Source organism: Enterobacter sp. PL_is379, assembly GCF_055817355.1.
This window is the reverse complement of record NZ_JBVPGT010000027.1, coordinates 227,965-248,113: the sequence shown is the minus strand read 5'-3', so window position 1 is coordinate 248,113 and position 20,149 is coordinate 227,965. Positions and strand designations below refer to the sequence as shown.

General features: G+C 58.9%; 16 protein-coding genes. 5 read left to right on the top strand and 11 right to left on the bottom strand.

Annotated elements, in window-relative coordinates; all coding sequences use genetic code 11:
• Nucleotide 1 precedes the first annotated feature (1 nt).
• The 8 genes from tssB to AC0TOY_RS10580 all read right to left on the bottom strand — a co-directional run bounded on the left by tssB (nucleotide 2) and on the right by AC0TOY_RS10580 (nucleotide 9,636).
• Nucleotides 2–526: a type VI secretion system contractile sheath small subunit gene (gene tssB, locus AC0TOY_RS10615; RefSeq protein ID WP_008502644.1), complete on the bottom strand. Its 525-nt coding sequence runs from the start codon at nucleotides 524–526 to the stop codon at nucleotides 2–4.
• A gap of 75 nt (nucleotides 527–601) precedes the next feature.
• Nucleotides 602–1,618 carry a type VI secretion system protein TssA gene (gene tssA / locus AC0TOY_RS10610; protein WP_473721807.1) on the bottom strand — a complete coding sequence of 339 codons (1,017 nt, stop codon included), beginning with the start codon at nucleotides 1,616–1,618 and terminating at the stop codon, nucleotides 602–604.
• Nucleotides 1,619–1,629: 11 nt separating this feature from the next.
• Nucleotides 1,630–2,346, bottom strand: a complete 717-nt coding sequence (tagF, locus tag AC0TOY_RS10605) for a type VI secretion system-associated protein TagF (RefSeq protein ID WP_024909832.1) — start codon at nucleotides 2,344–2,346, stop codon at nucleotides 1,630–1,632.
• Nucleotides 2,347–2,362: 16 nt separating this feature from the next.
• The gene (tssM, locus tag AC0TOY_RS10600) at nucleotides 2,363–5,983 is read right to left on the bottom strand and encodes a type VI secretion system membrane subunit TssM (protein ID WP_267214994.1); all 3,621 of its coding nucleotides are present in this window, start codon (nucleotides 5,981–5,983) and stop codon (nucleotides 2,363–2,365) included.
• A gap of 3 nt (nucleotides 5,984–5,986) precedes the next feature.
• Nucleotides 5,987–7,225 (bottom strand): DotU family type VI secretion system protein, encoded by a 1,239-nt coding sequence (locus tag AC0TOY_RS10595; protein WP_024909830.1) that lies wholly within the window; start codon nucleotides 7,223–7,225, stop codon nucleotides 5,987–5,989.
• 17 nt (nucleotides 7,226–7,242) lie between these two features.
• The gene (gene tssK / locus AC0TOY_RS10590; protein ID WP_024909829.1) at nucleotides 7,243–8,586 is read right to left on the bottom strand and encodes a type VI secretion system baseplate subunit TssK; all 1,344 of its coding nucleotides are present in this window, start codon (nucleotides 8,584–8,586) and stop codon (nucleotides 7,243–7,245) included.
• A 28-nt stretch (nucleotides 8,587–8,614) separates the two neighbouring features.
• The gene (tssJ, locus tag AC0TOY_RS10585; protein ID WP_024909828.1) at nucleotides 8,615–9,118 is read right to left on the bottom strand and encodes a type VI secretion system lipoprotein TssJ; all 504 of its coding nucleotides are present in this window, start codon (nucleotides 9,116–9,118) and stop codon (nucleotides 8,615–8,617) included.
• A 23-nt stretch (nucleotides 9,119–9,141) separates the two neighbouring features.
• Complete coding sequence (locus AC0TOY_RS10580) at nucleotides 9,142–9,636, bottom strand: hypothetical protein (protein ID WP_024909827.1); 495 nt, start codon at nucleotides 9,634–9,636, stop codon at nucleotides 9,142–9,144.
• A gap of 1,003 nt (nucleotides 9,637–10,639) precedes the next feature.
• On the opposite strand from AC0TOY_RS10580, the gene AC0TOY_RS10575 reads away from it, so the two are divergent.
• The gene (locus AC0TOY_RS10575; RefSeq protein ID WP_473721806.1) at nucleotides 10,640–12,928 is read left to right on the top strand and encodes an FdhF/YdeP family oxidoreductase; all 2,289 of its coding nucleotides are present in this window, start codon (nucleotides 10,640–10,642) and stop codon (nucleotides 12,926–12,928) included.
• Nucleotides 12,929–12,950: 22 nt separating this feature from the next.
• Nucleotides 12,951–13,847: a LysR family transcriptional regulator gene (locus tag AC0TOY_RS10570; RefSeq protein ID WP_473721805.1), complete on the top strand. Its 897-nt coding sequence runs from the start codon at nucleotides 12,951–12,953 to the stop codon at nucleotides 13,845–13,847.
• On the opposite strand, the gene AC0TOY_RS10565 is transcribed toward AC0TOY_RS10570, so the two are convergent.
• Both AC0TOY_RS10565 and AC0TOY_RS10560 read right to left on the bottom strand, forming a co-directional pair.
• Entirely contained in the window at nucleotides 13,826–14,584 is a 759-nt protein-coding gene (locus AC0TOY_RS10565) for a phosphate/phosphite/phosphonate ABC transporter substrate-binding protein (protein ID WP_473721804.1), read from the bottom strand. The two genes, AC0TOY_RS10570 and AC0TOY_RS10565, sit on opposite strands and share 22 nt — an antisense overlap.
• Complete coding sequence (locus tag AC0TOY_RS10560) at nucleotides 14,577–15,548, bottom strand: fatty acid desaturase (RefSeq protein ID WP_473721803.1); 972 nt, start codon at nucleotides 15,546–15,548, stop codon at nucleotides 14,577–14,579. The genes AC0TOY_RS10565 and AC0TOY_RS10560 overlap by 8 nt, the downstream gene beginning before the upstream one ends.
• A gap of 149 nt (nucleotides 15,549–15,697) precedes the next feature.
• Here AC0TOY_RS10560 and AC0TOY_RS10555 point away from each other — a divergent pair, with 149 nt between their 5' ends.
• Together AC0TOY_RS10555 and gap are read left to right on the top strand one after the other, a co-directional pair.
• On the top strand, nucleotides 15,698–16,678 hold the full coding sequence (locus AC0TOY_RS10555; RefSeq protein ID WP_473721802.1) for a GlxA family transcriptional regulator: 981 nt from the start codon (nucleotides 15,698–15,700) through the stop codon (nucleotides 16,676–16,678).
• A gap of 78 nt (nucleotides 16,679–16,756) precedes the next feature.
• Nucleotides 16,757–17,767: a type I glyceraldehyde-3-phosphate dehydrogenase gene (gene gap / locus AC0TOY_RS10550; protein WP_048223692.1), complete on the top strand. Its 1,011-nt coding sequence runs from the start codon at nucleotides 16,757–16,759 to the stop codon at nucleotides 17,765–17,767.
• Nucleotides 17,768–17,808: 41 nt separating this feature from the next.
• Here the strand turns inward: gap and AC0TOY_RS10545 are convergent, their stop codons facing one another.
• Nucleotides 17,809–18,996 carry an MFS transporter gene (locus AC0TOY_RS10545; protein ID WP_473721801.1) on the bottom strand — a complete coding sequence of 396 codons (1,188 nt, stop codon included), beginning with the start codon at nucleotides 18,994–18,996 and terminating at the stop codon, nucleotides 17,809–17,811.
• A gap of 115 nt (nucleotides 18,997–19,111) precedes the next feature.
• Between AC0TOY_RS10545 and AC0TOY_RS10540 the strand changes: the two genes are divergently transcribed.
• Nucleotides 19,112–20,068: an AraC family transcriptional regulator gene (locus AC0TOY_RS10540; RefSeq protein ID WP_473721800.1), complete on the top strand. Its 957-nt coding sequence runs from the start codon at nucleotides 19,112–19,114 to the stop codon at nucleotides 20,066–20,068.
• Nucleotides 20,069–20,149 lie beyond the last annotated feature (81 nt).

Genomic DNA, 20,149 nt, shown 5'->3' with positions numbered 1-20,149 from the left:
ATTATTCCTCGCTACCTTTCGCGCTTTCGTCATTTTTCGGCAACTGGCTCAGGGATTTGAGCAGCGTCGGATCCTGCAGAATTTTAGCGATCAGCTCTTCCGCACCGTTTTTGCCGTCCATATAGGTCAGCAGGTTAGAGAGCTGGGTACGCGCTTCCAGCAGCTTGTTCAGCGGCTCAACCTTGCGGGCCACCGCATCCGGCAGGAAGTCGTCCATGCTGTCGAAGGTCAGATCCACGTTGAGCTTACCTTCGCCGGTCAGGGTGTTATCCACCTGGAACGCCACGCGCGGCTTCAGCGCCTTCATGCGTTCGTCAAAGTTGTCGATGTCGATTTCGAGGAATTTACGCTCGTCGACGGCCGGCAGGTTTTCCACCGGTTTGCCGACCAGATCGGCCATGACGCCCATCACAAACGGCAGCTGAATTTTACGTTCTGCACCGTAGATCTCTACGTCGTACTCGATCTGCACGCGGGGAGCACGGTTACGTGCGATGAATTTCTGCCCACTGTTACTCATTGCCATGATGTTCTCCATCAAAGATGCGCGGTGAAGGTGAAACGGCAGGCTCCATGCCTGTCGTCATAATGCCTGGACGCGCTATTCGCGGCGCCCAAAGATGTTTTCCAGTTGGTTAACGCCGTCTGGCGCCAGGTCGCGAATAATGTCCATAAAGTTAAGTTCTGACAGCCGCTGCACCCGTTCAATCATCAGCGGTGCGGGGTGGCTCGGTTCGTACTGCGCAAAATACTGCTTCGCTTTTTCCAGCATCAGCTGCGCGTCGGCGCGGCTGGTGACCTGCACGCTTCGCCAGTCGGTGACCGGCTGAGCGGGCTGCGTTGCCGCCGATTGCTGCCCGGCCTGTGGCTCTGCCTGCACCTCACGGTTCGGCAGCAGCTTGCTGATGTCGGTCACCTGACACGCGCTGGCTACCAGTCCGACGGTTTTCAGCAGCTGCTCCATCTCGGGCACGCCGCTTTCACCGAGATGCCCGGTGAGCAGCTCGCGAATCGCCAGCAGCCGTTCGTTAATGACGATAACCGCTGCGGTTCCCGGCTGGTCGCCGCGGGCCAGCTCGTCAATCAGCCGTGGACGGCCGCCGGGATAGTCCGGACATTCCGTCTTACTGCCGTCCAGCAGGGCCTGGGCATCCCGGAGCGAAATTTCATCGCCGTTTGAACGCAGAAGCGAGGCGTTTCGCACGGCGACGGTGAGGTCGGATTTATCGCTGAGCCCCGCCAGGGCGTTAATGCGATAGAACGGATCGGTTTCGCCATACTCTTCCAGCAGCGGATAGAGCGGTTCCCAGTAACGGGCGATCGCCTCCTGCACCAGCAATAATCCGTCCGCGTAGCCCGCCAGCCCGCGGCGGCGCGTCCAGGCATGGGTTAACGCCAGCAGGACGCGAAGATCTTTGGTGCGGGTCAGCAGGCTGGTGGCGTATTTTTCTACCGTGTTCCAGTCTGCGGGCTCTGCCGGGATAATGGTGTCGCCAAACTGCTGTTCCGCTTTCCCAAGACTTGCCTGATTCATGATCTGGAAGTCAGCGTCGTACTCCAGGTTTTCGCCGCAGGGCTTGTCGGGGCTTATTGGCGCGAGAAATTCTTCGATATTCATAAGATCCCTGCTTATTCAAACATGGGCGGATAGAGACCGTGACGCCCCGGACGGGCGCCCCCTGCCGGGTCGAACAGCAGGGTGAAAAGCTGCCCGGTAAAGTTACCGCTGTGCACGTGGGTGTATAGCGGGTAACCGTCGCAGCGGTTGGTCCACCAGTAGCTGGTCTGACGTAGCGGATCAAAACACTCCGCCGCCTGAGGCCAGCCCAGCGTGCTCTGGCCGTCCTCGTCATAGCCAATCACATCCAGGATGTCGGAGCGCTTTTGCGGCTCGACGGGCTGCGGCGCCGGAATGGTCATCAGCATCTCATCCAGCTGCGAGGCGGAAAAACTGTTGCGCACCGCGTGCAGCCCCAGGCGCCCAATCTGCTGGTACCAGCTTTCTGCCTGGCTGAGCAGGCTGGTCGACCACTCTGACGGGGCGAAGCTCAGCTGAAGGCAAACCGGGTACTGTCGGCCAACGCTGTCGCGGCCGGGCAGCAGACAGCCCATCTGGATCATCTGGCTGCCCAGCATGGGCGGTACCACATAATTCCAGACTGGCGCTTTCTGGAACTGGCGCTCGCCGCTGCGCTGCTCTTCCTGCTGCCAGGCCAGCAGACCGACCTGAAACCAGTGTGACCACTGGCGCTGTAAAGTGTCAGGAAAGCGACGCTGCAAAAAATCTCCGGCGCTGGGTAATTTGCCATACCAGCTGTAGCGGTTCATCGCAGGGGTATTCGTCATACGGCTGTCCTTGCGGTTATGGGCATGAGAAACGGGGAAGCTGGAACGGGTTGCGAATGCTGTTTGGCGCAAACTCCAGCGTGACCTGATGTCCGTCGACGTTGAAGGTGGCCTGACGGCTCAGGCTACCCGCGCCCGGGCTGGTGCTCGCTTTATCGAAGAAGCGGTTGAGCGCCCAGGCGCCGTTGGTGACCAGCGTCGCCGTGCTGCCGTTCGCCAGCCCCAGCTGCATGCGTACCTGGTTGGTGCCGCCCGGCCCCGGCCAGTTCATGATCTGCACGGCCTGCGGACCGTGGCTGTAGCGCAGCAGCTGGCCGTCAACGTCCAGGGTCAGGTTCAGAATGGTGTTATCCATTCGCACGGTGCGAACCGTCACCTTGAAGGACGGCGTCGTTGCGCCATTAGCAAAGAAGGCGTCGCGAATCGACTGGGCCTGCTGGAACGGTCTCAGCAGCCCTTCACTTCCCGGCAGCGTTTTCCCGTCGATGCCCGGCATAAAGCGCCAGTTGGCCTGCGTGGTGTCCACCTTATTGGTCAGATTGTCGCGGAAGAAGGCGTCCATGAGCCCGGTTCCCGGCGCAAACATGCGCGCGAGATCGTCAGGGGTGACCTCGGTGCTGGCGCTGCGCACCAGCGGGTAGCGACCGGCAATCGCCTGACGGCAGAAACCGCCCACTTCAACGTTAATTCGCTTACGCACGTTTTCCAGATCACGACGCTGGGTATCGCTGCTGGCGCCCACCGCCATGTTGCTGAACATGGTTTGCAGCCCGCCCGGCAGACGACCGGCGCTGGCCTGCAGACGGCTGATCGCCTCACCGCCCGGTGCCGGCATCCCGCTGTTGGCCGCGTCCTGAACCGCGGTCAGGTAGCGATAGAGTTCATCCACCTGCTTGAGAAAATCATCAAACACGATGGTCTTCCCCCCCTTCTCCAGCGGCTGCGCCAGCTCAATCATCGGCGCATAGTGGTCGGTGACCAGCTGTTCCGGCGCCTGAGTGACCACGGCGGCCTGGGTCGGCGCTGCGTCATTGTTGCTGAACAGGGCTTCCAGCGTACGGGTGGCGCGGTTGCTTTGATCCTGCGCTTTGCCTGCATCTTCTGGCGCTGGCGCATTGCGTGACAGCGTCAGGACCTGGCTCAGGTTCTGCACCAGACGACGCAGCGGCGAATTGCCGCCGGAGAGCAGGCGCGCGGTGTTGATGCGCTGGGAAAGGTCGGCGCTGTTATTGAGCTGAATGTCGGCGAGGAAGCGATCCCAGTTAGCGATAAAGTCGCGCATGTAGAGCTGGCGCACGGCGTTATCGATCTGCTGTTTATCTTCCTGCGCGGTGGCGGCCCCCAGCACCCAGGCGTCATCCTCGTGCAGGGCGGTGGTCACGCTGTCAATCTGGCCGTTAAAGCTTTTCCAGTAGCCGTCCGGCGTATAAAGACCCGGTACGCCTTCGCTCACCGGCTTGCCGCTTTTGCGGGAAAATACCAGCTCGCTCTGCGGTCCGCCGAGGTCGGAAAGGGAGACCGGCTTCAGGTTGTCATCATGTTCCAGCAGGCGCTTGAGGCGACCGTAGACGCGGGTTGAAAGCGGCTGCTGGTTGATCATCGCTCTTTCGCGGGCAACCAGAGATTCATCCTGCGCGTACGGCGAGGCCTGAATTTTCGGTTCCAGCAGCTGCGTCAGGTGCCATTCAAGCTGCTGCAGCTGTGCCTTCGTGACGTTCTGCGGCAGGTTACGCTGCAGGTTGAGCATCACCCACGAATGCAGGAATTTGCCGTCATAGTGCTTCGGCTGATACAGCATCTGATAGGCTTTCAGCGCTTCATAGCTGTATTCCACATCGCTGCCGTTGTCGTTGCGAAGCCAGGTGGTGATGTGCATGGCGACGGCAGGCAGCAGCATCTGATCCAGCGCTTTCTGGTACAGAGACTGCGCGGCATCGCTGACGTCATCCCCGCGATAGAGCCCCATACGGCGGGATACGGGCGGATCGTTCACATCAAACGCGTCGCTTTTCGGCAGGTCAACCAGACCGTTCAGCAGCGGCAGCAGATCGAACAGGTCGCGCTGCGGCTGGTTCTGTAGCGCTTTGCTCTGCTGGTCGAGCAGCGGCACCTTCGCATCCACCTCTGCCAGATAGGTTTTGTTCTTGGCATAGCTGGTCAACCACAGACCGCCGAGGATAACCAGCAGGGCCAGCAGCGCCGCGTAGCCGGACCAGATCACCGCCCGGTTGCGCAGCTCCCACCAGCGGTTTTCCCCTGCGATCCCTGCTTCCTGGAAGATGACGTTTTGCAGCAGATTCTTAATGAAGAAACTCTGGCCTTTTGCGCCCGGGATAGGCGCTTCTTTGCTGACCGAATCCCAGTTATCCGCCTCGCCCCCTTCCGGCAGCGACAGGGCGCGGTTCAGTTCGCCCATCACGCGGTCGAACGGCATGCCTTCCTGCGTCCCGCTGGCGAAGTAGATCCCGCGCGGAGAGAACTCGGTTTCGAAGTTGGAGCGGGCAAAGACCGTGCTCAGGTAGTCTGCCAGCAGCGGACGCAGCGCGGCGAACTCCTGCGGGAAGAGATACGCTTCTGCGCGGGTTTTCGCGTCATGCTCTTTCAGCATGGTTTCCGGCAGCCCGGCATCAAGGCGCTGCTGTAGCAGAGAAAACTCCTGCTGGAAGTTGCCCATCAGGTCGTAATCAGCGTGTTTGGTTTGCTCCCACGGCAGCGTAAAGCCCCAGATCTGGTCGCGCTGGGCTTTATCGTAGTCGGCAAACCACGCGCGGAAGCCTTTAAGCAGGTCGGCCTTGGTCACCATCACGTACACTGGGAAGCGGATACCCAGCTGCTCATGCAGCTCGGACAGACGCTGGCGCAGGTTCACCGCCTGCTGGCGGGACGCCTCGGCGGACTGGGTGAGCAGGTCAGAAATGCTGATGGTGATGATGACGCCGTTGATCGGCTGGCGGCGGCGATACTTACGCAGTAACCCCATGAACTCCAGCCATTCGCCGGCGTCCTGCACCTGCTCGCTCTCCTGGGTGGTATAGCGGCCCGCCGTGTCCAGCAGCACCGCCTCATTGGTGAACCACCAGTCGCAGTTGCGCGTGCCGCCAATGCCCCGCAGCGCGGTCTTACCGAAACGATCGGCCAGCGGGAACTGCAGCCCGGAATTGACCAGCGCCGTAGTTTTACCGGAGCCCGGCGCGCCGATAATGACGTACCACGGCAGCTGATAGAGATATTGCGTGCTGAAGCGCTGCGTCCACTGGGCGCCCTGGCCCGCTTTGCTGAAGTGCGCTTTTTTAAGCATCTGCGCGGCTTCATCAAAACGGCTGGCGAGGATCTGCTCCTCGCTGTTCAGCCGCTTCTGCGGATCCGCCGCTTCCGGGCTGGCGGTATTCTCCTTGAGCTTGTCCATCAGCTTGCGGTTCAGCCAGGCGTTGTACAGGCGCGGCAGAATGTGGCCCTGCGCCCAAAGCAGATAGACCACGGCAATGCTGATAATACGGTTTTGCTCAGACTCAAGCGGTCGTGTGTCCACGATGGACAACAGGGGACCAATCATCCAGATCACCGCCGCCAGCGCCGTGACGCCGAGGAAGCTCCACAGAATGCGGTTGGTCAAAATGGAAAGAAGTGTAGTCAGCATTCCTTAGTTTCCTTGCGGCAATCCGTTCAGCTCAGCCTGAGTGTTTTCAGGCGACACCAGCAGAGTAATTTCCACACGGCGGTTACGGGCGCGATTTTCAGGCGTCGTGTTCGGCGCCACCGGGTTAATCTCGCCCCGCCCTTCCGCTTTCACGCGGCCAGGCTGAGAGAGGCTTCCCTGCAGCATTTTCTGTACCGAGCGGGCGCGTTCAAGAGAGAGTTCATAGTTAGAGGCAAAGCGCGCGCTGCGGATCGGCACATTGTCGCTGTAGCCCACCACCAGAATTTTGCCGCTGACGTTATTCATCGCCTGCGCAATGCGGTGGATGACCGGTTCATAGCGGTCACGCACGACGGTAGAGGCAGAAGCAAACAGCCCGTCGCCCTTGAGGATAACGACGCTGCGATCCGCTTCGTCTTTCACCGCGACCAGACCAGCCTCGATTTCAGGTTTCAGGAAGCCGCGCAGGTTCAGCACAGCCGGAAGCTGACGCGCCGGTTGCTGAATAGTGGTTTCCGGCAGCTGAGACTGATAAATCTTCGCCAGCACCGGGTTGGTGTTATCGCCAAGACGCCAGTTAAGCACGATATAAAACAGGCAGGCGATAAACCCGGCCAGCGCCACGCAGGCCCACAGGGGAACCATCGGTCGCCAGAGTTTGCGCAGCACGGGACGATCTTCCGGATGGGGTGAAAGCGGCGGCGGATAGCTGCCGCGCACGCCGCGGATCATCTGCCACAGCCGCTGCTTGATGGTTTCAAGCTGGGTGCGGCCGTTATCCAGCACCCGATAGCGTCCTTCGAAGCCCAGCAGCAGGCAGTAGTTGATCATCTCCAGCAGCAGAATGTGCTCGCGCGGGTTTTGCGACAGACGCGCCAGCAGCTGGAAGAACTTCTCGCCGCCCCAGGTTTCGTTATGGAACGTCACCAGCAGACCGTTGCTTGACCAGACGCCGCTGCTGCCCCAGGGGGTGAGCGCGGCGGCCTCATCGAGCGCCGTACACAGGCAGTAACGAGCCCCGACGATCACTTCGTAGGGCAGCCCCGCCTGCTGGCAGCGGACTTCGAAACGGCGAATCTCATCAATCAGGCGCTGGCGTAGCGCCACCTGATCGTCATGGGAGATCGAGTGACGGATCTGCGGAATCGCATTGAGCAGCGGATTGGCGGCCGCCACCAGCTGATTGTTGCTACTGGCTCCGGTAAAGGCGGCATCACTGCCGGTGTCCTGTCGTTCCTGCATATTAAGCGCTCGCTTTATTATTCTGTCGGGCTACGGATGGCCCAAAACTCCATATCCAGCCCCGGGAATTCCCCTGCAAGATGCAGGGCGAATGCACCGGACTTATCCATCTCGTGCCACAGCTCGCTGCCCTTCTCCAGTTCAAAGTAGCTATAGCCGGCATGCCACGGGATCTGCGGCGGCGCGACCGGCATGGCGCGCAGCATAATGCCCGGCAGCTGAAGCTGAACCAGATCGCGGATTTTCGACACCGGCGCGACCTTCATCTGCGCCGGGAAATGGGTTTGCAGGTGTTCGCCTGGCACGTTGGCTTTAACCGCCAGCACGAAGCCGAACTCACGCACCATGCTGGTTTCAGGCACCGTGGCGATGTTCAGCCCGTGAGAGCGTTCGTTAAGCGGCAGCTGAATCGCATGGTCTTCCATCACCAGCGACAGCCCCTGACGCAGCATCAGCATCAGCTTGCTGAAGCAGTTTGCCAGATCGTCATGATCGTAAATCGGCAGCACGCTTTCAGCGGTACGCTGGGACGTCCAGGTGGCAAGCTCGGTCGCAAACGGCAGCCAGCTGCGCCAGAGCGTTTCCGGATGCAGCAGCGGGAGGGTTTTTAAATGAGAAACCTCGCCCAGATGACGGTTAACCAGCGACAGCAGCGTGAACTCAATCAGCTCGGAGGTATTAAAGCGACCGGGCTGGCGCAAACGACCGCCAATTTGCTGGCTGCGCTGCACCAGCAGACCGTGCAGATCGTTGATCATGCTGTAGATCTGCGGGCTGTTGTTGGCGTTGAGCATCGGCGGGATGTAGCTGTTGTCGAGCCGCACGTGGTTGTCGTTACGCTTCTCGGTCACAAACGCCACGCCGATGGCGGTCCACTCTGCCGTGAGGTCTTTTTCCAGCATCAGGGTCAGACGCAGGCGGCCAAACTGGACGGTGGCATCCCCCACCGACATGGCGTTATCGTCTTCCACCTCTTGCTCGAAAGCGATGAAGCGCGCCAGCGAGGCCGGTTCTTCGCTAAAAATCACCTCTTCTCTCTCGCCACGACGTACCGGCAGCGCAAGCACCACCTTTTCGTTAGTGAGATTGTCAGGAATTTTCAGCGGTGCAGGGCCGTTGCGCCCGTTACGTACCTGGAAAAAGGTGCCGTCCGGCAGCAAACCGCTGCAGTAGCTCAGGGCAATGCATCCCTGACGAAGCATCGCTTCATCCAGTTCAACGTCGAGAAAGCCCCAGAGATACGACCGCTGTAGTGCGCCCCATTCACGAACATGGTTGAGCAGATAGCTTTCAGTCCGCTGAAAATGGTGTGGACGCAGGAACATGCCTTCGGTCCAGACGACCTTTTCTGCTTTCGTCATGATGATGTGTTTCCTGTTTTGAAGCGCGTTACTGGCTGATGACACGAATGCCGTTCACGTCGAGAAAAACGTTGGCCTGAAGTTCATCTGCGGACCATTTCCAGAACTGGTAGATATGATTTTCGCCAGGCACAGGCAGAGGGAGTGAAACGCGCCATTTTTTGCCATCCAGCACCTGATACTCCGCCATCACGCCGATGTAGCGGGCCTCCGGAGAGCTTTGCCCGCTGAGGGTTTTGGACAGCTGTCCCGGCATCAGGAAGAACACGTCGCTGTTCAGCAGATTCGCGCCAAGCGTGGCCGACGCGTTGTTCTGCAGGGAGTAGAAGTCGCTGGACATGAAATCCGCATCGGATTTCAGCAACAGCACCCGGACCTTAAGCGGCGCAGATTCATTGATTTGTGGATGAGCCTGAAACTGCAGATTGTAGCGGGAGGGGTCGCTGTGTGAAGACGACGTACAACCACTGACCAGGGCGAAAATCGCCGCGTAAAAGAATAACCACAGCTTATGAAAATTTTTATTATTCATAAAAATGCGCTCATGAAAGCCGTTTAGTTCAGGATCCAGGTACCGTTAGCGCTGTCTTTGCAGGCTTTGCTGTTGCCATCGACATCGACACAGGTCGCTTTTTTACGCACCTTTGGACGAATCGCCTGTTTACGCACGGCGGCGTCGTACTGGTCGGCCTTGATAACCGCACGCATCGGGACGTAACCAATCAGCTGATCGTTGCCTTCGTCGGCAAGCGCCATCCAGTAGTGTTCAACCTGCCCCAGCACCACGTACGTTTTTCCGGTCTCGAGATTACGGATAACTTTGCCGCCGAAGTCAGGTCGGCTCATCAGGGAAGCCGGATACATGGCACGATACGGCTCGTTGACCGGCGTGAACTCCGTCGGCGGCGTCACAGCGTGACGGTGGGTTAAGGTAACGCCGTTGACCTGGCTGGTCTCGATCGTATCGTCGTTGATCACAGGTTTTTGCGGCGCTTTACAGCCCGCCACCGCCATTACAAACAGAAGTGAAAACAGTACGCGCATTTTCATATGCTTTTCCGTAGCGATATTTCGATGATGGAGATAAGGGGATGAAGTTTGACTTAAGTGCTATTGTTAAAATAGCCAGGATATTTTCGGGGCGTTACTATTTTAAGGACATAGCTACCGCACGAGCCCTTCAGAATAAGGCCCAGTGTCTTCCTGACATATTTTGACAAACGGTAAGCAAGTTTACATGAGCTTCGCATCAATTCAATATTTACCGCCGCGTAACTGTTGGTAAATGAAGCAGTCGGAAAATTATAGGATTAATCCTATGAAAAAAAACGATTTGCCCCACCCTTTCTTATTTCCTCACTGCAAAACCACATAACATTATGTTTTATCTATTAAAAACACAAAAGAGAACCACTTTCATTAACGCAATAACGCTATTATCGCCACTACCATAATTAGTAGAATTCGCGTTTTTTTGATGTCAAAGGAATATATCCCCGATGAATTATTTGTTGCACTAACAAGGTATCTTTAATATTGAACACGCTTCATCGCTTGGGTGATAATATTTCACTTAATGCAGCCCGACGTTAATTTCATGCCGCAAAAAAACTGTATATTTTATGTCGTGATAATTCCACAGTAAGGTATACCTTATATCTATTATTCATTAAGCCTGAGTAAACCTTCCTGTCATTTCCTCAAACCCAAAATGCCTCCAGCAGCCCGCCAGACGTGAATCGTGGCGATATCTCCAGCGCATCAGCTTCATTCGAAGTTTTACTGGTACTACATCCTTCCTTGCTCACCGCCATCTATCTCGCCTACCGACCGATAGATAAGATTTATTATTAAAATGATAAAATTTCGTTATAATTTCTTTAAATATTTAAACATCAATCCCCATAAGTCGCTGTAATAAAGAGAATTTAAGATAAAGCACCTTCCCGCACCGCATGCGCGTAGCCATACGGTCGTCATTGCTTTTGCTTATTGTCCTGTGCAGCGCTTTTATGGGTTCAGATGTTGTTGACCGAACAAATCAGGAGTGGGTATGAACAAGAAAAGACGCTCGGTGCCAGGCATCAGACATTATGACGGCCCTGCCGGCGGCTGGGGGGCACTAAAAGCGACGGCCATCGCGGTACGTACCCAAATGGATACCCTTGACGCTCCCGCGACGCTGCTGCGCACCAACCAGCCTGACGGCTTCGACTGCCCGGGCTGCGCGTGGCCTGATAAAGAACACAAATCGACGTTCCAGTTCTGCGAGAACGGCGCCAAAGCGGTGACCTGGGAAGCGACCAGCAAACGCGTCCCCCCCGCGTTTCTGGCTGAAAACAGCGTCTCCTCGCTGCTGGCAAAATCGGACTTTGAGCTGGAAGGCTACGGTCGACTCACGCACCCCCTGCGCTATGATCGGGCAAGCGACACCTTCCGCCCCGTCGACTGGGACGCGGCGTTTCAACGCATCGGCGAAGTATTGCGCGGGCTCGATCCGGACCAGGTCGAGTTCTATACCTCAGGACGCGCCTCTAACGAAGCGGCGTATCTGTTCCAGCTGTTTGCTCGCGAATACGGCACCAACAACTTCCCCGACTGCTCGAATATGTGTCACGAGGCCACCAGCGTCGGTTTACCGCGTTCAATTGGCATCGGAAAAGGCACCGTTTCGCTGGACGACTTCGATAAGACCGAGCTGGTGATCTCAATTGGTCACAACCCCGGCACCAACCATCCGCGAATGATGGGGACCCTCCACGAGCTGGCCCGCCGGAACGTGCCGATTATCGTCTTTAACCCGCTGCGCGAACGTGCCCTGGAACGTTTCGCCGACCCGCAAAGCGTGATTGAAATGGCAACCTACAGCTCCACGGATATCGCTTCGACCTATTTCCAGGTGAAGGCCGGGGGCGATGCCGCCGCGCTGAAAGGCATTGCCAAACACCTGCTGGAAATGGAGGCCGAACGCGGTGACGTGCTGGACCACGCATTTATTGCCGAACACACCCAGGGCATTGAGGCGTTCACCGCCGATATCGCGCAAACCCGCTGGGACGACATCGAACGCGAGTCGGGTCTGAGCCTGGCGGCGCTCAAAAAGGTCGCCGAAGCCTATGCAAAATCGAAGGCCACCATCATTACCTACGGGATGGGGATTACGCAGCACAATAAAGGGACGGCCAACGTCCGCCTGATTGCCGACGTGCTGCTGCTGCGGGGGAATATCGGCAAGCCCGGCGCGGGAATATGCCCGCTGCGCGGCCACTCAAACGTGCAGGGGAACCGTACCGTCGGGATTAGCGAGAAACCCACGCCGGCATTCCTTAATCGCCTGACGGACGTGTTCGGCTTTGAGCCACCGTCGCACCACGGACACGACGCGGTGCAGGCCACGCAGGCGATGATCGACGGCCGCGCGAAAGCGCTCATCTGCCTCGGCGGCAATTTTGCCGTCGCGATGCCCGATCACGAGCGGGGTTTTCCGGCGATGGGTAACCTGGATTTGAGCGTGCACGTCGGCACCAAGCTCAACCGTACCCATCTGCTGGTGGGCAAAGAGACCTTTATTTTCCCGTGTCTTGGCCGTACAGAGCTGGATGTTCAGGCCACCGGCCGCCAGTCCATTACCGTCGAAGACTCCATGTCGATGGTGCATGCTTCATCCGGCAAGCTGAAGCCCGCTTCGCCGTTGCTTCGGTCGGAACCCGCTATCGTCGCCGGCATGGCGAAAGCCACCCTGCCGGACACCCGCGTGGACTGGCTGACGCTGGTTGAGGATTACGACCGCATCCGCGAACTGATCGAGCAGACCATTCCGGGCTTTGAGAACTATAACGCGCGGATCCGCGTTCCCGGTGGTTTCCGTATGCCGCTGCCACCGACGCAACGTATCTGGCCAACGGCGACGGGAAAAGCGATGTTCTCGGTGTTCGACGGGGTTCACGAGAACGCCAGCGGTGAAGGTGAGCATGTTCTGCGCCTGATCACGCTGCGCAGCCACGACCAGTACAACACCACCATTTACGCCCTGGACGACCGCTACCGTGGCGTATTTGGCCGTCGCGACGTTCTGTTTATGAACGAAGACGATATGGCGCAGTCAGGGCTGGAACACGGCGACCGCGTGGATATCGAAACCGCCCTGCCCGGTAGCGCTCAGCGTCTGAAAGACATTACCGTGGTGGCGTACAACATCGCGCCGGGGACCGTCGGCGCCTATTATCCGGAAGCCAACGTGCTGGTACCGCTTGATTATCTGGATAAGGACAGCGGTACGCCGTCGTATAAATCCGTTCCGGTTCGCATCACCCTGCGCTCAAAAGAGATCCGCATGCTGTAAGGCTGTTCGCGCAGAGAAAAAGATGGATATTAAACAGTTAAAATATTTAATCGCGCTCGACGAGACCCGCCATTTTGGCAAGGCTGCCTCGCAGTGCAACATTACCCAGCCGACCCTCTCCATGCGCATCCGCAGCCTGGAGGAGGAGCTCGGGCTGGTATTGATTGTGCGCGGGCAGCGCTTTGAAGGGTTTACGCCGGAGGGTGAACGCATCCTCGCGTGGGCCCGCTCGCTGCTGGCCGCGCATGACGGGCTACAGGCGGAAGCCGCGCTGTGCAAAGGCCAGGTGGTGGGCGAACTCCGTCTGGGGATGGTGCCGCTGGCGAGCGTGGATCCGATGATTTTTATTCGCCATTTGACGCAAAAATACCCGGAGCTGACCTACAGCCTCTATTCTATGTCCTCCGCGCAGATTGCCGACGGCGTCAGCCGCAATCAGCTTGAGCTGGGAATTTGCTACCTCAACAGCATTGACACCAGCCAGTTCGATATTATCCAGCTTCCCAAAACGAAGATGGGCCTGCTGCACGACGTCCGTCATTTCCAGCTCGGCCAGGAGACATTGACCTGGCGCGATCTGACGGATTTTCCGCTGGGGTTCCTGACCAAAGGGATGCACTACCGGGCGCATATGGAAGCCGGCTTTAAGTCTGTCGGCATTGAACCGACGGCCGTTTTCGAGAGCGACTCGACGTTCCAGATCATTCAGGCGGTTCAGAGCGGCGTATGCTGCGCCGTCATGCCGCTGAACAACGGGCTGGAAGATCTGAACAGCCATTTCAGGATTGTCCCCATCGCCGATGCGAACATTGAGGCCCCTGTCGGCCTGATTATGCGCAGGCAAAAACCGGTCTCCTCGCTGGCGCTGCGCTGCTTTACCGACGCGCAGGAGATTTATCACGCCAGCAATGAGGCGTAGGCCTGACGCGTCACGACGCTAAACCCCTCAATCAGTACCGCGTCGCAAACGGCCCGGTGTTCCGGCAAACTCACCAGCGCGTGGAGCGCATCGCGAAGGGCGTTCAGGGTGTCAGGCGAAGTGTGGGGCGAGGTAATGAGCGGCAGCCCTGGCGTCAGCGGGGTACGGTCAATGACAGCCAGCCCCGTCAGACCTTCCGGTTCGTGACGCTGCAGCAGTGCCCAGGTGACACAGTCGATGGCCGCGATATCCCCTGCTCCGCGTTTGACATCCTTCAGCGACTGGCGATGGCTGCCGCTAAAGGACGTTTGCGCGAAAAACGGACCGTCCGCCGCCAGAGGCGCTACTTTTTTTCGCAGCGCATTGTAGCCGGACTGCGAGTCCGCAGAGTTACAGACCGCTCGTCGGCCGCGAAAATCCGCCAGCGTGAGATACCGATCCTCCTCGCGCACCACCAGAAAGCTGCGGTACTGGATCCCTTCGCAGCCCGGAGCCGCGTAGTGAAAACAGCCGACAACCTGCACGTCCGGAAGCTGCGTGACCAGCGGGTAACCGCAGGTCTGGCTGAGGATAAGCCCGGGCTGTTGCCAGTGCGTGAGCAGATCGGACTCCGGCCCGTCGGGGAGATCATCGACGGGCACACCGCGTGCGGCCAGCAGCCCCTTTACCGCCAGCCAGAGCGCGCGCGTGTCGGCGCGATCCACCGCATACATGGGAAACGCCAGCAGGTTACTCATACCCTTCCCCCTGTTGCTTTCCGGGGTGAACGGTGACGTCGACGGGACTGATCCAGAACCGGCGCAGCCATTCACCGTAGCCCCTGACCAGAAAACCGCGGTTTCGCTCCCGGTACGCCTCCCGGTTTTGCTGGTAGATCGCCTTCAGTCCGTACCACGGCACGCCCGGTAGATCATGATGTACTGAATGATAGTTGAGATTCAAAAACAAGATCCGCCAGAACAGCCCGGCCTCGTTAATGACGGAGCGCGCCAGCGGATCGTCCGCCGCACGATGTTCGAAAAACGATCGTACCTTGGTCAGCGCCAGCGCCGGATAACTGACCGCCAGCACAAACCAGACGGGTGAAAAACCGACGTATGTCATCCAGGCGAAGAGTGCCGCCAGCAGCGTGATGTGAACCAGCCACATCGTCATCGCCCGCAGGTGAAGATGACGAAACGCCGCCACGGCGCTGCCCAGCGTCTGGACGATATCCAGCAGCGGCGCCAGCAGAAGCCGCCCGGCAAAGGTATTTCGGGCCCGGATCAGGCGCTTCTGCCAGGGAGAAAAGCGCGCCCAGCTCGCCTCGGTAAAATAGTACGACTCCGGGTCATCCACCGGATGGGTCAGGCTATCGTACCGATGGTGGGCCAGATGGGAATCCCGGTACAGGCCGTACGGGTACCAGACCGCCAGCGGGAGCGTGCCGAACAGCTGGTTAAGCCAGGCAAAACGGGTGGGATGCCCGTGGATCAGCTCATGCTGCAACGACATATACCAGGCGGTAAACCCGATGAGCAGCAGCGTGGCGGGCAGCAGGCCGAGCGTTTGCCAGAACGCCAGCGTGGCAAACCAGCCCGCATAAATCGTGAACATTACCAGCCAGGTGGGCAGTTCGCTTCGCCACAAGAAACCCGACGCGAGGCGGTGGATTTGATTGCGTTGTTGTGGATGTAAATAGAGGGAGCTTCGTTTACCCATTCCTTCAGACGCCGTTTCGCCAGAGACAGAGCCCTGAAGATCGGGGATAACGCCTGAAATAACAAAGAACTTAAATCGCTTTGCTTTGCCAGAAACACAGAGCGCACGCGTCGCTTGACTTATTCTGTATTAAAGGTACTTTTCAGGACATGAAGAAGATCCTGATTATCGTTCCCGACGGCGGCATGCTGTTTGAAGCCGCCGGTATCGCCGACATTCTGATGCAGGCCAACCGGCTGCATCCGGAAGGGCTTGCGCAGCCCCGCTACCGGATTATCATCGCCACCACGCAGCCTCACCAGGTGATCCACGGCCAGTCCGGTCTGAACCTGCTGGCGGACTATCGGCTTCCGGAGCTGGATCCGCGCGAACCGCTGGACACCATTATCATCACCGGACGCGGTATGAACGAGCAGGAGAGCACCGCCGTAGTCGACTGGCTGCACCTCGCTGCGCCGCACGCCCAACGGATCGCCTCTATCTGCGGCGGCGCGATGCTGCTGGCCCAGACCGGCTTGCTGGACGGTCGTCGCGCCACCACCCACTGGCGGCTGCTGGAGACCATGCAAGCCCAGTACCCGTCAATCCAGGTTGAAGGCGGCCCACTCTACATTCAGGACGGCCCCATCTGGACCTCCGGCGGCGTGAGTTCCGGGTTCGACCTGACCCTGGCGCTGGTGGAGGAGGACTACGGATTTACCCTCGCCCGCGACGTGGCGCAGGATATGGTGATGTATCTGCGACGTCCCGGCGGACAGCTGCAGTTCAGCCGCTACAGCCTGCAGCAGCCCGGCACAGCAGGGCCAATAGGCGAGGTGCAAAGCTGGATCCTGCAGAATCTCACCGACGATCTGTGCGTGGAGAACCTGGCCGAGAAAGCGGCGATGAGCCCGCGTAACTTCACCCGCGTGTTTACCCGCGAGGCCGGGGTCTCGCCTGCCCGCTACGTGACCGAAGCGCGTCTGGCCGCCGCCCGCCAGCTGCTTGAACAGACCCGCGATCCCCTTGAGCGCGTTGCTGAGCAAAGCGGCTTTGGTACCAGCATTAACTTGCGCCGCATTTTTGAGAAACAGCTTCACCTCACACCCGGTGAATACCGCCAGCGCTTTCACTGCCGTAAGATGGCGTAATCTGATCCTTTTTTGTCGTTTACGCCAAGCGGCCCGACGCCTACAGTGACTCCAGACAACAGAGATAAGGAGTGCACCATGGTTAAGGTCGGTATTAACGGTTTCGGCCGTATCGGACGTAATGTCCTGCGCGCGGCGCTGGGCAACCCGGCGCTTCAGATTGTGGCCATCAACGATCTGACAGACAGTAAAACCCTCGCCCATCTGCTGAAACATGATTCCCTTCTGGGCAAGCTGCCCGCGCCCGTTGAAGCGGCTGACGGCGCGCTGCAGGTAGACGGCCAGCGGATCGCCGTATTTAGCGAACGCGATCCGGCGAATATCCCGTGGCGTGATGCCGGGGTAGACGTGGTGATTGAAGCTACCGGCTTCTTCACTGAACGGGAGAAAGCGGCGGTGCATATCACCCACGGCGGCGCTAAGCGCGTCATCATTTCCGCTCCCGCGAAAAACGACGACCTGACGATTGTGATGGGCGTCAACCATGATCAGTACGATCCCGACCGGCACGCGGTGGTGAGCAACGGGAGTTGCACCACGAACGGTCTGGCACCGGCCGCTCAGGTGCTGCACCAGCAGTTCGGGATTGAGCATGGCCTGATGAACACGACGCACGCCTACACCAACAGCCAGGCGCTGCACGATCAGCCGGAAAAAGATCTGCGCGGCGCACGCGCGGCGGCGCTGTCGATTGTGCCCTACTCCAGCGGCGCGGCGAAAGCGCTGGGGAAAGTGATCCCCTCCCTGGACGGCAAGCTGACCGGGTACTCCCTGCGCGTGCCGGTGCCGGTGGTTTCGATTGTCGATTTAACCGTGACGTTGAGCCGCAACGTGACCGCCGAAGAGGTGAATGACGCGTTCCGCAACGCGGCCGCCAGCGGCCCCCTGAAAGATATCCTGGGCTATAGCGATGAACCGCTGGTTTCCAGCGATTACCAGGGCGACCCGCGATCGTCAATTATCGACGGGCTTTCCACGCTGGTGATTGGCGGGAATATGGTGAAGATCCTGGCGTGGTATGACAACGAATGGGGCTTCTCTAATCGCCTGGTGGATCTGGCGGTATTGATGGATAAGAAAGGGCTGTAAACCTGAGGCCGGGTGGCACGAACGCTCACCCGGCTAAAAAATCACTCCGCTTTCACTTTCACACCCATAAACACAATCACCATCGCCGTCACCAGCAGGAAGCCGCTGCCCGCGAACACGCCGCTGGCGCCGTTAAGATCAAACACTGCCCCACCTCCGGCCGCACCGGCGCTTATCGCCAGCTGGATTGAGGCCACCAGCAGCCCCCCTGCACTTTCGGCTTCATCCGGAACGGTGGTCGCAAGCCAGGTGGACCAGCCCACCGGAACCAGGCCAAATGCAAAGCCCCACAGTGCGACCAGCAGCCCGTCCAGCATGGCCAGATGACCAAAGGCGACCATCATGAGTGCGGGAACGCCCATCGCAAATGGCACCAGCGCCAGCGTCAGGCGCAGATTACGTGCCAGCAGATGCCCGGCCACGGAGGTGCCCACAAAGTTGGCGATACCAAAGCCCAGCAGGATCAGTGAAATGGTTTCCACGCTCGCCTGGCCTACCGTCTCCAGGAACGGACGCAGGTAGGTAAAGAAAGCGAAATGGCCGCTGAAGATCAGGATGGTTGCCAGCATGCCGCCGATCATCCCCGGACGGCGCAGCACGCGGAACAGCGTACTCAGGCTACCGCTGCTCTCCGGCTTCATGGACGGCAGCACCCAGAGCTGCCACAGCAGCGCCAGCATGCTCGGCAGAATGCAGAGCACAAAGACGTTGCGCCAGCCGATCAGGCTGCCCAGATAGCTACCCAGCGGCGCCGCGACTACCGTGGCAATCGACACGCTGGAGAAGATCACCGCCAGCGCTTTCGGCACTTTATCTGCCGGAACCAGACGCATCGTCGTGGCCGTCGACATCGCCCAGAATCCCCCGATGGCTACCCCCAGCAGCAGGCGCCCCATCAGCAGGACGTGCAGATTGGGCGCAGAGGCCACCAGCAGGCTGGAGATAATTTGCAGCACCGAGAAAAACATCAGAACCCAGCGGCGGTCGATACTCTTGGTTGCCGGGGTGATCAGCAGTCCGGTGACCAGCGCCACCAGCGCGGTGGCGGTGACAGCTTGTCCAGCCATCCCCTCGGTAACGCCCAGGCTCGCGGCCATGGGGGTTAACAAGCTGGCGGGCAGAAATTCGGCCGTAATCAAACCAAATACCCCCAGCCCCAGTGAATAGACGGCCCGCCAGGCGGGTTTTGCAGGCGCTACCGCCTCGCTCGCCGCGACACATGAACTCATCTGTTGATCTCCCGTTATAAAAATGTGACTAGTGTCGCAAAAGAATAGAAGGTTCACCCTGGACGATCTATGACATATAATCTCCACTTATTGATTATTCGTCCGGAGTTGCGCCATGACCGTACAGTCACCCGATTTGATCAGCGAACTTTTACGCGGCATGCGCCTGTCAGGCGTAAAATACCGGCGGATTGAAGCCAGTTCACCATTTGGCGTCGCGTTTCATCAGGCTCCCGGCCGGGCGCAGTTTCATTTTGTGAGCCACGGTAGCGCCCTGTTGCGCATGGAGAGCGGTGCAACGTTCGAACTGAGCGGTGGCGACGCCCTCTTTATTCCCGGCGGAAATTCTCATGCCCTGCTCTCTGACGAACAGGCCACCCTTACCCCTGTCAACGCCTTTCCGAGCGAGCCTATCTGCAGCTCGGTCTGTGCTATCACCTGCGAGCCCTGCCCGGAGAGCGAGAACACCCTCATCTTTAGCGGGTGCATGGATTTTGAGCTGGGCGGAATGCAGCCGCTGATCAAGGCAATGCCGGAAGTGATGATGGTCAGCCGGTTAATGTCCACCTGGCCGGAGATCCACCCGCTGCTGGCGGCGATGGAGCGGGAGTCCGTGGCGCGTCAGGCCGGGTTTGCCGGGATCCTTGCGCGACTGGCCGACGTGGTAGCGGCGTTAATTGTGCGCGGCTGGGTTGAAGGCGGCTGTGGTAAAGCCACCGGCTGGGTGCAGGTTTTGCGCGACCCGCGCCTGAGCCGGGCCATTTACGCCATGCACCAGCAGCCGGGCCTGAACTGGAGCGTCGCGGATCTGGCAAAAGAAGCGGGCACGTCCCGCTCCGTGTTCGCCGAACGGTTTCTGGCCGCGACGGGAACCACTCCGGCAAAATATCTCAGCGAGCTGAGGATGCGCCTGGCCATCCAGTACATTCGCCATGAAAATCAGCCGATAGAAACCGTCGCGCTGCGGCTGGGGTACGGCTCTCTGGCGGCATTTAGCCGGGCATTTAAGCGCATTATTGGACATGCGCCGGGCACGCTGCGGGAAGCCAGCCAGACGCCGGAAGAGGTCTGACTGGCCAGCAATATTTAACGCGAAGCGGGCAATATTCGTCTAAGGTTTTCAGGTGATTGACAACAGCGGTCACGCTGTTTA

Coding starts and splice junctions, on each gene's coding strand:
- tssM (WP_267214994.1), bottom strand. CDS start 5,983: ATGCTGACTACACTTCTTTCCATTTTGACCAACCGCATTCTGTGGAGC.
- AC0TOY_RS10540 (WP_473721800.1), top strand. CDS start 19,112: ATGACCGTACAGTCACCCGATTTGATCAGCGAACTTTTACGCGGCATG.
- AC0TOY_RS10570 (WP_473721805.1), top strand. CDS start 12,951: ATGGATATTAAACAGTTAAAATATTTAATCGCGCTCGACGAGACCCGC.
- AC0TOY_RS10555 (WP_473721802.1), top strand. CDS start 15,698: ATGAAGAAGATCCTGATTATCGTTCCCGACGGCGGCATGCTGTTTGAA.
- tssJ (WP_024909828.1), bottom strand. CDS start 9,118: ATGAATAATAAAAATTTTCATAAGCTGTGGTTATTCTTTTACGCGGCG.
- AC0TOY_RS10595 (WP_024909830.1), bottom strand. CDS start 7,225: ATGCAGGAACGACAGGACACCGGCAGTGATGCCGCCTTTACCGGAGCC.
- AC0TOY_RS10565 (WP_473721804.1), bottom strand. CDS start 14,584: ATGAGTAACCTGCTGGCGTTTCCCATGTATGCGGTGGATCGCGCCGAC.
- tssA (WP_473721807.1), bottom strand. CDS start 1,618: ATGAATATCGAAGAATTTCTCGCGCCAATAAGCCCCGACAAGCCCTGC.
- tssK (WP_024909829.1), bottom strand. CDS start 8,586: ATGACGAAAGCAGAAAAGGTCGTCTGGACCGAAGGCATGTTCCTGCGT.
- AC0TOY_RS10560 (WP_473721803.1), bottom strand. CDS start 15,548: ATGGGTAAACGAAGCTCCCTCTATTTACATCCACAACAACGCAATCAA.
- AC0TOY_RS10545 (WP_473721801.1), bottom strand. CDS start 18,996: ATGAGTTCATGTGTCGCGGCGAGCGAGGCGGTAGCGCCTGCAAAACCC.
- AC0TOY_RS10575 (WP_473721806.1), top strand. CDS start 10,640: ATGAACAAGAAAAGACGCTCGGTGCCAGGCATCAGACATTATGACGGC.
- AC0TOY_RS10580 (WP_024909827.1), bottom strand. CDS start 9,636: ATGAAAATGCGCGTACTGTTTTCACTTCTGTTTGTAATGGCGGTGGCG.
- gap (WP_048223692.1), top strand. CDS start 16,757: ATGGTTAAGGTCGGTATTAACGGTTTCGGCCGTATCGGACGTAATGTC.
- tssB (WP_008502644.1), bottom strand. CDS start 526: ATGGCAATGAGTAACAGTGGGCAGAAATTCATCGCACGTAACCGTGCT.
- tagF (WP_024909832.1), bottom strand. CDS start 2,346: ATGACGAATACCCCTGCGATGAACCGCTACAGCTGGTATGGCAAATTA.